Annotated in this window: 12 protein-coding genes; 7 read left to right on the top strand and 5 right to left on the bottom strand. The window is 73.1% G+C overall.

Features of this window, described 5'->3' with window-relative positions; translation table 11 throughout:
* Positions 1–2: 2 nt before the first annotated feature.
* From AF335_RS19035 to pssA, 4 genes are all read left to right on the top strand, one after another.
* Positions 3–515, top strand: a complete 513-nt coding sequence (locus tag AF335_RS19035) for a MaoC family dehydratase (RefSeq protein WP_102919586.1) — start codon at positions 3–5, stop codon at positions 513–515.
* Between the two features lies 1 nt (position 516).
* On the top strand, positions 517–1,722 hold the full coding sequence (locus tag AF335_RS19030) for an acyl-CoA dehydrogenase family protein (RefSeq protein ID WP_102919585.1): 1,206 nt from the start codon (positions 517–519) through the stop codon (positions 1,720–1,722).
* 170 nt (positions 1,723–1,892) lie between these two features.
* Positions 1,893–2,540: a phosphatidylserine decarboxylase gene (locus AF335_RS19025; RefSeq protein ID WP_087925529.1), complete on the top strand. Its 648-nt coding sequence runs from the start codon at positions 1,893–1,895 to the stop codon at positions 2,538–2,540.
* Complete coding sequence (gene pssA / locus AF335_RS19020; protein WP_184743959.1) at positions 2,527–3,372, top strand: CDP-diacylglycerol--serine O-phosphatidyltransferase; 846 nt, start codon at positions 2,527–2,529, stop codon at positions 3,370–3,372. Before AF335_RS19025 ends, pssA begins: the two co-directional genes overlap by 14 nt.
* A 221-nt stretch (positions 3,373–3,593) precedes the next feature.
* On the opposite strand, the gene AF335_RS19015 is transcribed toward pssA, so the two are convergent.
* Positions 3,594–4,742, bottom strand: coding sequence for a glycerate kinase (locus AF335_RS19015; protein ID WP_102919584.1), 1,149 nt, complete (start codon positions 4,740–4,742; stop codon positions 3,594–3,596).
* Positions 4,743–4,886: 144 nt separating this feature from the next.
* Here AF335_RS19015 and AF335_RS19010 point away from each other — a divergent pair, with 144 nt between their 5' ends.
* Positions 4,887–6,584, top strand: coding sequence for a BCCT family transporter (locus tag AF335_RS19010; RefSeq protein WP_102919583.1), 1,698 nt, complete (start codon positions 4,887–4,889; stop codon positions 6,582–6,584).
* Positions 6,585–6,763: 179 nt separating this feature from the next.
* Here the strand turns inward: AF335_RS19010 and AF335_RS19005 are convergent, their stop codons facing one another.
* Together AF335_RS19005 and AF335_RS19000 are read right to left on the bottom strand one after the other, a co-directional pair.
* On the bottom strand, positions 6,764–7,282 hold the full coding sequence (locus tag AF335_RS19005; RefSeq protein WP_102919582.1) for a methylated-DNA--[protein]-cysteine S-methyltransferase: 519 nt from the start codon (positions 7,280–7,282) through the stop codon (positions 6,764–6,766).
* A 29-nt stretch (positions 7,283–7,311) separates the two neighbouring features.
* The gene (locus AF335_RS19000) at positions 7,312–8,787 is read right to left on the bottom strand and encodes an AlkA N-terminal domain-containing protein (protein WP_102919581.1); all 1,476 of its coding nucleotides are present in this window, start codon (positions 8,785–8,787) and stop codon (positions 7,312–7,314) included.
* 234 nt (positions 8,788–9,021) lie between these two features.
* On the opposite strand from AF335_RS19000, the gene AF335_RS18995 reads away from it, so the two are divergent.
* The gene (locus AF335_RS18995; RefSeq protein ID WP_102919580.1) at positions 9,022–9,246 is read left to right on the top strand and encodes a hypothetical protein; all 225 of its coding nucleotides are present in this window, start codon (positions 9,022–9,024) and stop codon (positions 9,244–9,246) included.
* A gap of 2 nt (positions 9,247–9,248) precedes the next feature.
* Complete coding sequence (locus tag AF335_RS36670; protein WP_102919579.1) at positions 9,249–9,908, top strand: Clp protease N-terminal domain-containing protein; 660 nt, start codon at positions 9,249–9,251, stop codon at positions 9,906–9,908.
* A gap of 255 nt (positions 9,909–10,163) precedes the next feature.
* Here AF335_RS36670 and AF335_RS18985 read toward each other — a convergent pair whose 3' ends face one another.
* Positions 10,164–11,579 carry a phytoene desaturase family protein gene (locus tag AF335_RS18985; RefSeq protein ID WP_244927090.1) on the bottom strand — a complete coding sequence of 472 codons (1,416 nt, stop codon included), beginning with the start codon at positions 11,577–11,579 and terminating at the stop codon, positions 10,164–10,166.
* A 29-nt stretch (positions 11,580–11,608) separates the two neighbouring features.
* Complete coding sequence (locus AF335_RS18980; RefSeq protein WP_102919578.1) at positions 11,609–12,436, bottom strand: inositol monophosphatase family protein; 828 nt, start codon at positions 12,434–12,436, stop codon at positions 11,609–11,611.
* Between the last annotated feature and the right edge of the window lie 25 nt (positions 12,437–12,461).

The following is a 12,461-nucleotide window of genomic DNA, read 5'->3' as shown; positions in this document are numbered from 1 at the left end:
CGATGCAGTTCGGCCGTACCTACGAAGAGTTCACCGTGGGCGATGTGTACAAGCACTGGCCCGGCAAGACGGTCACCGAGTACGACGACCACCTTTTCTGCCTGCTCACCATGAATCATCACCCCTTGCACATGGACGGCAACTACGCGGAGAAGACCACCGATTTCGGCCGGAACGTCGTGGTCGGCAATTACGTCTACTCGCTGCTGCTCGGGATGTCGGTACCGGACGTCTCGGGCAAGGCCATAGCGAATCTGGAGGTCGAGTCGCTCAAGCACATCGCGCCGACCTTCCACGGCGACACGATCTACGGCGAGACGACCGTGCTGGACAAGACCCCGTCCCGGTCCAAGAGCGACCGCGGGATCGTGTACGTCGAGACCAGGGGTTACAAGCAGGACGGCACGGTCGTCTGCGTGTTCCGGCGCAAGGTGATGGTGCCCACCGCCACGTACATCGAGGAGCGCGGCGGAGAGCAGCCCGGCCGCCCCGAGCCGATCACCCGGGAGAAGTGAGATGGGACGCCTGGCGCAGACCGACGGCCTGACGGACATCCAGCGGGAAATCCTCGCGACGGTCCGTGAATTCGTCGACAAGGAGATCCTCCCGGTCGCCACCGAGCTGGAGCACCGCGACGAGTACCCGACCCGGATCGTGGAGGGCCTCAAGGAACTCGGGCTCTTCGGGCTGATGATCCCGGAGGAGTACGGCGGGCTGGGTGAGTCCCTTCTCACATACGCGCTCTGCGTGGAGGAGATAGCCCGCGGCTGGATGAGCGTGTCGGGGATCGTCAATACGCACTTCATCGTCGCGTACATGCTCAAGCAGCACGGCACCCGGGAGCAGCGGGAGTACTTCCTGCCGAGGATGGCGACGGGTGAGGTCCGGGGCGCGTTCTCGATGTCCGAGCCGGGACTGGGCTCGGATGTGTCGGCCATCACATCGAAGGGTGTGCGGGAGGGCGACGAATACGTCCTGAACGGCCAGAAGATGTGGCTGACCAACGGAGGCTCGTCCACCCTGGTGGCCGTGCTCTGCCGGACCGACGAGGGACACCCCGAGGGGACCGCCCCGCATAAGTCGATGACCACCTTCCTCGTCGAGAAGGAGCCGGGTTTCGGCCAGGTCAAGCCGGGCCTGACCATCCCCGGGAAGATCGACAAAATGGGTTACAAGGGTGTCGACACCACTGAATTGATCATGGATGGGCTGCGGGTGCCGGCGAACCGGGTGCTCGGCGGCGCCACGGGCCGGGGTTTTTACCAGATGATGGACGGGGTCGAGGTCGGCCGCGTCAATGTCGCCGCGCGTGGTTGCGGCGTCGCACAGCGTGCGTTCGAACTCGGGGTTTCCTACGCACAACAGCGGCAGACCTTCGGAAAACCCATCGCACAACATCAGGCCATTCAATTCAAACTGGCTGAAATGGGGACAAAGGTCGAAGCGGCGCATGCGATGATGGTGAACGCAGCACGCAAGAAGGACTCGGGGCAGCGCAACGACCTCGAGGCCGGAATGGCCAAGTACCTGGCGTCCGAGTACTGCAAGGAAGTGGTCGAGGACGCCTTCCGTATCCATGGCGGCTACGGTTTCTCCAAGGAGTACGAGATCGAGCGCCTCTACCGGGAGGCCCCGATGCTGCTCATCGGGGAGGGTACGGCCGAGATCCAGAAAATGATCATCGGGCGTCGGCTACTCGAGGAGTACCGACTCCAGGGTTAATTGATCCGATTAGGGGTGATTTGACCGAGAAGAAGATCACACCCAGTCATCGGAGTTCGGCCATCGACTGGCCCTGGCGCTTGGCCAGTTGCCGCCCGCAACCGATACCATCCCCGGAAAGCCGCCGTCCCCCAATCGTTACGCGGCACCCTCCGCTACGAAGGTCACCCATGCCCCACAGCTCTTCCTCTGCACCTCGCGGCCGCGTCCGCCTCGCGCGCGGAGCATCGCCGTGGCTCCTGCCGACCGTCGCCACGGCGGCGGTCAGCCTCACCCGCGCCCGGCGCTCCGGCCGCTGGGCGGCGCTGGCCGTGCCCACCACCGCGCTCGCGGCGGGCATGCTGTGGTTTTTCCGCGACCCCGATCGTGAGATCACCCAGGGCCGGGTCATCTCCCCCGCCGACGGCGTGGTGCAGAGCATCATGCCGTGGAAGGACGGGCGCACCCGCGTCGCGATCTTCATGAGCCCGCTGAACGTCCACGTCAACCGCGCCCCCCTGGCCGGCACGGTGACCTCGGTCGAGCACATCCCCGGCGGGTTCGTCCCGGCGTTCAACAAGGAGAGCGAGAACAACGAGCGCGTCGTCTGGCACTTCGACACCGAGCTCGGTGACATCGAGATGGTGCAGATCGCCGGCGCCGTCGCCCGACGGATCGTCCCTTATGTGCCGCAGGGCACAAAGGTGGAGCAGGGCGAGCGGATCGGCCTGATCCGCTTCGGCTCGCGCGTCGACGTCTACCTCCCGGCCGGGGTCGAGGTCGCCGTCGAGGTCGGCCAGCCCACCATGGCGGGGGTGACACGCCTTGACCGTGATTGATCAGGACACACAGGCTTCCTGGGTGCCCGAGGCGGAGGACACGGAGGACATTCCGCTGTCCACCCGGCTGTCGATAGCGGACACCCTCACGCTGGGTAACGCGATCTGCGGCTTCATGGCGGTGTACTTCACCACCACCGGTGTCCTCATCCCGCACCTCACGGGCAACGAGGACGGCGGCATGGCCCGCCACAGCGCGGCCACCGCGGTGATACTGATGCTGCTCGCGTCGATCTTCGACCTCTTCGACGGGCTCGTGGCGCGCAAGCTGCGCAGCTCGGCGATGGGCGCGGAGCTCGACAACCTCTCCGACCTGATCAGCTTCGGTCTCGCACCGGCGTACTTCGTGGTCGTCTGGGGCATGGTGGCCGACGACGCGCACCAGCGGGTCTCGGCCGTGGCCGCGGTCGTGGTGCTGCTGGCGGTGGTGCTGCGGCTGGCACGCTTCTCGTGCGTCCAGTTGCGGGACGGCATCTTCCAGGGGATGCCGAGCCCCTTCGGCGCGCTGACGGTCGTCTCGATCGTGCTGCTGGAGCTGCCCTTCGTCCCGACGCTGCTGGCGATCGTGGGTGTGGCGTGGCTGATGGTCAGCCGGGTCGAGTACCCCAAGCCGCGGGGTCGTCTCGCGGTGGCGATGCTGAGCTGGATCGTGCTGAGCATGGGCCTGCTGGCGGCGTGGGCCTTCGACGCCCCGGGCGGCGAGCTCCTGCTCCAGACGGGCTGTGCGCTCCAGGTCGTCCTGGGCGCCGTGATCCCGCTGTTCGCGACGGCGCGCCGGGTGAACACGTTCCGTGACAACCGGCGGGAGGCGCGGGCGGCGCAGCTGCCGTAGCGGTTTCCTGTACGAACGCGACGACCCCCCGGGCTTCTGTCCGGGGGGTCGTCGCGTTCGCGGGGTGGGTGGGGGCGGGCGCGGCAGGGGTGTTTTCCCCTACCCGCCCCTTCCCTCCCCCGGCTACCTCCCCCAGCTACCGCTGGGGGTGCCCCCAGGAGGTGCCCCCATCCGGGGGCTTCGCACCCCGGACTCCCTGTTCCGCGCTCCGCGCGGTGTCCTCAAGCGCCGGACGGGCTGATTCTCAGCCCGTCCACCACGATCCGCTCCGCCAGCCGTTCCAGCAGGGGCCCGGCGAGGGTCATGCAGCGGGCCGGGTCCGGCTCCAGGTCCGTCAGCGCGTACGCACGGCGGAAGCCCGCCGTACGCAGTGCTTCCGCCGACAGGGACAGCCGGCCGCAGACCGCGATCACCGGGACGCCCCGCGCGCGGGCGGCGGCCGCCACGCCGGCGGGGGCCTTGCCGTGGAGGGTCTGGGCGTCCAGGGAACCCTCCCCCGTGATGACGAGACCGGCCGACTCCAGGGCCGCCGGGAAGCCCAGGACGTCGAGCATCACCTCGATGCCGGGGCGGAAGGCCGCGCCGAGCCCGGCCAGGGCGCCGTAGCCGAGCCCTCCGGCGGCTCCCGCGCCGGGAGCGCCCGCCAGCGCCCCGCCGTCCAGGACCGCCGCGTAGTGGGCGAGGGCGGCGTCCAGCACGGCCACGTCGGCCGCGCTCGCGCCCTTCTGGGGCCCGTAGACGGCGGCGGCGCCGTGCGGGCCCGTGAGCGGGTTGTCGACGTCGGAGGCGAGCACGAGCCGGGTGGACCGGAGCCGGGGGTCGAGCCCGGTGAGATCGGCCGTGGCGAGGCCGGCCAGCGCCGCGCCGCCCGGGCCCACGGGGGTCCCGGTCGCGTCGAGGAGCCGGGCGCCCAGCGCGCTCAGCGCCCCGGCACCGCCGTCCGTCGTGGCGCTGCCGCCGACGCCGAGGACCACCGTGCGGGCGCCCGCGTCGAGCGCGGCCCGCAGCAGCTCCCCGGTGCCGTACGTCGTCGCGGTGCGCGGCGCGAAGGAGCCCCGCAGGTGGCGCAGGCCCGACGCTTCGGCCATCTCCACCACGGCGGTGCCCGCGCGGAGCGCGTACGCGGCGGTGACCGGCTCGCCGAGCGGCCCCGTCACCCGTACCTCACGGCGCTCGAAACCGGCGGCCAGCGCCGCGTCCACCGTGCCGTCGCCGCCGTCGGCGACCGGCAGGGCCGTGACGTGGAGCCCGGGCCCGGCGGCGGCCCGCAGGCCGGTGGTGAGGTGCTCGGCGACCTGGGCGGCCGTCAGCGAGCCCTTGAACTTGTCCGCGGCGATCAGGACCCGCCCCGCCCGTGCTGCGTCCGACAACGCGCCATCCCCTCGCTTCCGGGCCGTGCGGTTCGCACCGGCGGTCGCGCCGCGACCCTACCCGGACGTGTGCGCGGTTGCCCATGCCCGCGCGCGGCGTGCCAGCCCGCCCATTCCGGTCTTTCCCGGCCATAGTGGGGCGACATGAGCACCGACGCATTCGAGTCGCCCTCGCCCGCCGTCCCGGTCGGCCCACCGCCGGACGAGCCCCCGGACATGACCCTCGTCGCGATCGGCGCCGCCGCGGTGCTGGCGGTGGTCGCCTGGGCGGCACTGGGCAAGCACTCCTTCGACCGGGTGTCGTCGGCCGCCCTGAACTGGGTGCTGTCCAATTTCGCCTGGCTGTTCGTCATCGCGGCCGACGTCTTCCTCGCCCTGTGCGTGGTCATCGCCTTCAGCCGGTTCGGCCGGATCCGGCTCGGCCGGGACGACGACCAGCCGGAGTTCAGCAACCTCGTCTGGATCGCGATGATGTTCAGCGCGGGCATGGGCATCGGGCTGATGTTCTACGGCGTGGGCGAGCCGCTCCAGCACTTCGTCTCGCCGCCCCCGGGCAGCGGCATCAGCGCGGAGACGCCGGCCGCGGCCCGTACCGCCCTGGAGTACTCGTTCTTCCACTGGACGCTGCACCCGTGGGCGATCTACGGGATGTCCGGTCTCGCGCTCGCCTACGCCGGTTTCCGCAAGGGCCGCGGCAACAGGCTCAGCTCGGCGTTCGTCCCGCTGCTCGGCGAGGAGCGGGCGGCCGGCTGGCCGGGCCGGGCCATCGACCTGCTCGCGGTCTTCGCGACGGTGTTCGGCACGGCCACGAGCCTGGGCCTGGGCGCACTCCAGGTGTCGAAGGGCCTCGACATCACGACCGGTGTGCGGGACTCCACCTCCCTGGAGCTGATCATCATCGCCGCGCTGTCGGCGGCGTTCGTCCTGTCGGCCTTCTCCGGCCTGCACAAGGGCGTGAAGTGGCTCAGCACGCTCAACATCGCGCTCGCCGCCTGCCTGATGCTCTTCGTCTTCGTCCTCGGCCCGACGGTGTTCGTCCTCAACACCATCCCGGCGGCCACCGGGGGCTATCTGCACGACCTGCTGAACCTGGCGACCCGCACCGGGGCCTTCACGGACTCCGGGTGGCTGGGCGCGTGGACCATCTTCTACTGGGCGTGGTGGCTGTCCTGGGCCCCCTTCGTGGGGACGTTCATCGCCCGCATCTCGCACGGCCGGACGATCCGGGAGTTCCTGATCGGGGTGCTGCTGGTGCCGAGCGGGGCGACGGTGGTGTGGTTCTGCGTGATGGGCGGCAGCGCGCTGCGCCTCGACATGTCGGGCGAGGCGGACATGGCGGGCACGGTGCGGGAGGGCGCGGAGGCGTCGCTGTTCGCGCTGCTGGACACGCTGCCGCTGGGGACGCTGACGTCCTGGATCGCGATGGCGCTGGTCATGACGTACTTCATCACCAGCGCCGACTCGGCGTCCCTGGTGATGGGCTCGCTGTCCAGCCGGGGCGCGCTGCACCCGCGCACCTGGCTGGTCGTCACCTGGGGGGTGCTGATGGCGGCGGTCGCGGCGGTACTGCTGGTGGCCGGGGGCCTGAAGTCGCTGCAGTCCGCGACGATCCTGGTGGCCCTGCCGTTCGTCCTGGTGATGCTGGCCCTGTGCTGGTCCCTGATGCGGGAACTCCGCGAGGACCCGGGCGCGGGGCCGGCCCGGCACCACGCGATGCACGGGTTGCGGAGTGCGATGCGGACGATGATCGGGGAGGCGATCACGGAGCGGGGGCCGGTGCGGCATCCTCGGCTGCGGCGGGTGGTGGAGAGCGCGCGGGACCGGGACGAGGACGGGGGGTAGGCGGGGCGGGGGTGCGCCTGCGGCGGGCTTTTTCCCCACCCCGCCCCTTCCCGAATGTCCTCAATCGCCGGACGGGCTGAAAATCAGCCCGTCCGGCGATTGAGGACCGGGGTCCGGGGCGGAGCCCCGGTTTCGGGAAGGGGCGGGGTGGGGAAAAGCCCCGCGCAGCGGCACCCCCCTCAGAACAACCCCACCTGCTCCGTCCCCGCCCCACCCCGCTCGAACGCCAGCAGCCTCCTCTTACGCTCCAGCCCGCCGCCATACCCCGTGAGACCACCCCCGGCCCCGATAACCCGGTGGCAGGGCACGATGATGCCGATGGGGTTCCTGCCGTTCGCCAGGCCCACGGCCCGGGACGCGCCGGGCGCCCCGATCCGGTCGGCGAGTTCGCCGTAGGAGACCGTCGTGCCGTACGGGATCTCCTGGAGGCCGGCCCAGACCCGGCGCTGGAAGGGCGTGCCGTCCAGGCGCAGCGGCAGGTCGAAGCGGGTCGACTCGCCGGCGAAGTAGGCCGCGAGCTGGCGCAGCGTCTCGGGGAACGGCGCGTCGTCGTGGGCGCCGAAGGCCTCCTCGGCCGGGCGGTGGCGCTGGTCGGTCATGTAGAGGCCGCTGAGGACGCCGTCGGTCGCGACGAGCGTGAGGGGGCCGTACGGGCTGTCGATGACGGTATGGACGCGGGATGTCGTCGTGTCGGACATCGGTCGATCCTCTCTGCGGTGCGGGCCGGTCAGTGGGCCGGCATGTGGTTGACGGCGTGGTCGTCGGCGGACCAGAGGTACTGGACGGCGTAGGAGCGCCAGGGCCGCCAGGCGGTGGCGTGGCGGGTCAGCGCGCCGGGGGTCGAGGGCAGGCCGCGGGCGGTGGCGGCCCGCCGGACGCCGAGGTCCGTGGGGACGAAGGCGTCGGGGTCGCCGAGGGCCCGCATGGCGATGATCCCGGTGGTCCAGGGGCCCATGCCGGGGAGCGCGGCGAGCCGGGCGCGGGCCTCGGCCCGGTCGCTGCCGACGCCGAGGTCGAGCTCGCCGGTGGCGAGGGCGCGTACCAGGCGGACGACGGTGGCGCGGCGCCCCGCGGGCATGGCGAGGGCGGCGGGGTCGAGGCCGGAGAGTTCCTCGGCCGAGGGGAAGAGGTGGGTGAGCGTGCCGCCCAGGGGGTCGCGTACGGGCTGTCCGTGCGCGGTGACGAGCCGGGCGGCGAGGGTGCGGGCCGCGGCGGTCGAGACCTGCTGGCCGAGCACGGCGCGTACGGCGAACTCCGCCGGGTCGACGGTGCGCGGCACCCGCCTGCCGGGGGCCTCGGCGACGAGCGGCGCCAGCCGTTCGTCCGCGCCGAGCAGTTCGTCGACGGCCTCGGGGTCGGCGTCGAGGTCGAGGAGGCCGCGGCAGCGGCTGATGGCGCCCGCGAGGTCGCGCTGGTCGGTGAGGGCGAGGCGGCACGCGATGTGGTCGGGGCGGGGGGCCAGGGCGACGGTCCCCTGCCCGTACGGGAGGCGCAGGGTGCGGCGGTACGCGCCGTCGCGCCACTCCTCCACGCCGGGTACGGCCGTGGCGGCGAGGTGGCCGAAGAGGTTGTCGGGGCACAGGGGCGCCCGGAAGGGCAGCCGGAGGGTGAGCACGCCGGGTGCGGCGGGCGCGCGCCCGTGAGCGGCGCGGGCCCGGAGTTCGGTCGGGGTGAGGGCGAAGACCTCGCGGACCGTCTCGTTGAAGGCGCGGATGGAGGAGAAGCCGGCCGCGAAAGCGGCGTCGGCCATGGGCAGGTCGCTGGTCTCGATGAGGAGGCGGGCGGTCTGGGCGCGCTGGGCGCGGGCGAGGGCGAGCGGGCCGGCGCCGAGTTCGGCACGCAGCTGCCGCTCGATCTGGCGGGTGCTGTAGCCGAGGCGGGCGGCGAGGCCGGGGACGCCCTCGCGGTCGACGGTGCCGTCGCCGATCAGCCGCATGGCGCGGGCGACGAGGTCGGCCCGCTCGTTCCACTGCGGCGAGCCGGGGCTGGCGTCGGGGCGGCAGCGCTTGCAGGCCCGGAAACCGGCCTGCTGGGCGGCGGCCGCACTGGGGTAGAAGGACATGTTCCGGTCCTTCGGGGGTACGGCCGGACAGCTCGGGCGGCAGTAGATGCGGGTGGTGAGGACGGCGGTGAAGAACCATCCGTCGAAGCGTGCGTCCCGGGAACGCACCGCCCTGACGCAGCGGTCGAAGTCGGTGTGCATGGGACCGGACGCGGCGGGCGCGGCGGGCGCCGCGGGCAGGACCCGGGGAGGGGGCGTACGGGCGGGCCCGGACGTGGCGGGCGCCGCTGTCGTGGCTGGCATGACTCCAGGATCGTCCGTACGGGCGCTTCCGGCTCGCGGAATTCCGACATGTACCTTCGGCGGCCATGGCTTCCTCCGCCCGCCTCGTCAACGTAGATTGACATCGCCATGCCGTCACCCTAGGTTGACGGCATGGCCGGAACGGATGCGAACGACGCGGTCGCCACCACCGAGGCCGCCATGCACAGTGATCCCCGCGTCGGGCTCCGCGCCGTCGCCGCGCTGCGGCGGCTGGTGGAGCGCCTGGAGGTGCTCCAGGTCGACAGCGCCCGGCGGCAGGGCTGGTCCTGGGAAGAGATCGGGGCCGCGCTCGGCGTCAGCAGGCAGGCCGTCCACAAGAAGCACTCCAGGAGGTAGGCATGTTCGAACGGTTCACCCTGAACGCGCGGATGACGGTGATCCGCGCCCAGCAGGAGGCCCGTGAGCTGGGGCACCCGTGGATCGGCAGCGAGCACCTGATGCTCGGGCTCGTGGCCGAGAAGGACGCCCCGCTGCTCGCGCCGGCCCGGCTCGGCGTCACGTACGAGGCATACCGGCCGGCGGTGCTCGCCGCGGCGGACGGGGGCCTCGGGCTGGCCGAGGAGGACCGGGAGGCCCTGACGGGCGCCGGCATCGACCTGGCCGCCGTGCGCGCGCACTTCGAGCGGAACCACGCGCCCGCCGCTGCCGCACCGGCCGCCGCCCCTGTCCCCGCCCCGGAGCCGGCCCGCCGGGGGTGGCTGCCGTTCGGGCGCCGCAAGGCCGCGGTGCCGGCGCCGGGCCCCGCGCCCGCGTCGACCGTGGTCCCGGGCCTCGCGCCCGACGCCCACCTGCCCTTCACCGGGCACGGCACCCGGGCGCTGGAGGCCGCGTCCAAGGTGATGCTCGCGCAGCCCGACGACCGCATCACGCTCGCCCACGTCATGCTGGGCCTCCTCACCCCCGGGGACGAACTGCTCGCACGGACCCTCCAGCGGGTGGGCACGGACATCGAGCCGCTCCGCGCGGCGGTCCTCGCCGACCTGGGACAGGTGGCCTGAGGCGCGGGGCCCCTTCCTCGGGGGCTCGGCCCCGGGGCCCGGGCCCCGGGCCCCGGGCCCCGGAGCGGCCGTCTGGCCGTCTGGCCGCCGAACGATCGTCCAAGCCTGCTTGGCGAAGTCCGGTGCGGTTCGGCAGCGCCCCGAAGGGGCGCGGGGAACTGCGCGACCAGCCACGACGCACCCGCGGATGACTCGCCGGAGTTCCAGCGGAGCGCTCAGGCCCGGCGGGGCGGAAGCGTGCGCCGGGGCCCCGCCCTACCCCCGGCACAACCAGTGCCACACCGCCCGCGCCGCGTGCCGCCCGCACATCCCGTGCACCCCGGGCCCCGGCGGCGTGGCCGACGAGCACAGGAACACCGCCGGGTGCGCCGTCGCGTAGGGCACCCGCGCCAGGCGGGGCCGGATCACCAGCCGCAGCCCGGCCGTCGAGCCCGTGTTGATGTCCCCGCCCACGTAGTTCGCGTTGCGGGCCGCCAGCTCCGGCGGGCCCGCCGTGGCGCGCGCCAGGACCAGGTCGCGGAAGCCGGGGGCGAACCGCTCGATCTGCCGCTCGATCACCTCGGTGGCGTCGCCCTCCCAGCCGTGCGGCACATGCCCGTAGACCCAGAAGGTGTGCTTGCCCTCCGGCGCCCGGGTGGGGTCGACGAGGCTGGGCTGCGCGGTGATGAGGAAGGGGACCTCGGGGTCGCGGCCGTGCAGGGCCGCGTCGAGGGCGGCGTCGATCTCCCCGTACGTCGGCCCGACGTGGACCGTGCCCGCCCGGCGGGCCTGCTCCGAGGTCCAGGGCACCGGCCCGCTCAGCGCGTAGTCGATCTTGAAGACGCTGGGGCCGTAGCGGAAACGGCGGTAGGCGCCGCCGAGCCCCGCGATCCGGGCGAGGGCCGTCGGCGAGGTGTCGAAGACGTAGGCGCGGGCGGGCGGCAGGTCGTCCAGGCGCTTGACCTCGAAGCCGGTGTGGACGGTGCCGCCCTCCTCGCGCAGGTACGAGGCGAGGGCGTCGGCCACCGCCTGCGCGCCGCCGCGCGGGACCGGCCAGCCGCCCGCGTGCGCGGCGAGCGCGAACAGCAGGGCCATGCCGCCGGTGCCGACGCCGGTGAGCGGGCCGATGCCGTGCGCGGCGAGGCCCGCGAACATCGCGCGTGCCCTGCGGTCACGGAAGCGGCGGGTCAGCAGGGCCGCGGGCTGGGCGGCGGAGAGCCCGAAGCGGGCGTACAGCAGCGGATCGCCCGGCAGGCCGGCCCAGGCGGGCCGCAGGAAGTCGGTCGCCACCGTCTCCCAGCGGCCGTGGAAGGGCGCGACCAGCCGGCGGTACGCCCCGGCGTCGCGCGGGCCGAGGGAGAGCGCCGTCTCCCCGACGCCCCGGGCGAGGACGGCGGCCGTGCCGTCGGGGAAGGGGTGGGCCATGGGCAGCCCGGGGTGCAGCCAGTGCAGACCGTGGCGGCCCAGGGGCATCCCCGTGAAGGCGGGCGATCCGGCGCCGAGCGGGTGCACGGCGGAGCAGGGGTCGTGGCGGAAGCCGGGGAGCGTGAGCTCCTCGGTCCGCGCCCCGCCCCCGACGGCCTCCGCCGCCTCGAACACCGCGACGGAGAGACCACGGCGGGCCAGTTCCACAGCGGCGGTCAGACCGTTCGGTCCGGCGCCTACGACGACCGCGTCGAGCATGGTGGGCACCGGACGCACTCCCCTCGTCCCTGGCGGGGTCAGCCGGCGGACGCCAGCAGATCCAGGATATGCCGGAGCGTCAGCTCGTCCCGGGCGGCGGCGAAGGGCAGGGCGTTGCCCCCGGCGATCCGGAACGGCTCGCCCGCGACCGTGGCGCTTGCCCCGCCCGCCTCGGCGACGAGCAGCAGCCCGGCGGCGTGGTCCCAGGCGTTCTCCCAGGAGAAGGCGAGGCCGGCGAGGGTGCCCCGGGCCACGTTCAGATACTCCAGGCCCGCGGAGCCGCAGGGGCGCGGGGCGATGCCCTCGGTGCTCAGGGCGCCCAGCACGCGCTTCTGCTCGTCGTTGGTGAAATCGTAGTGCGATATGGCCACTTCCAGCGGCGCGCCGGGCTCGGGCGCGCCGGAGCGCAGCCGCTCGCCGTTCAGCCACGCGCCGCCGCCCCGGCGGGCCGTGGCCATCAGGTCCAGGGCGGGGGCGTACGTCCAGGAGGCGAGCAGTTCGCCTCGGTGGGCCAGGCAGACCAGGGTCGCGAAGCCGGGGTCGCCGTGGACGAACTGCCGGGTGCCGTCGACCGGGTCGACGATCCATACCGGGTCGTCACCGCGCAGGGCGCCGAGGACGCCGGGGTCGGCGTGCACGGCCTCCTCGCCCACCACCACCGAGCCGGGCAGGAGGGTGGTGAGGGACGCCGTCAGGTGCTCCTCGGCGAGCCGGTCGGCGACGGTCACCAGGTCGTGCGGGCCGTTCTTCTCGACGATCTCGTGCGCGGCGAGCTGCCGGAAACGCGGCACGATCTCGGCGGCGGCCGCCTTGCGGACCGCCTCCTCGACGTCGTTCAGTCCACCTGCGAGAAATTCATCGATCATAAGTCCATCGAACCACGCCCCACCG

The sequence above is a fragment of the Streptomyces eurocidicus genome (assembly GCF_002891295.1).
Taxonomy (GTDB): Bacteria; Actinomycetota; Actinomycetes; order Streptomycetales; family Streptomycetaceae; genus Streptomyces; species Streptomyces eurocidicus.
The sequence above is the reverse complement of the archived record's forward strand: the minus strand, read 5'-3'. Positions and strand labels throughout refer to the sequence as shown.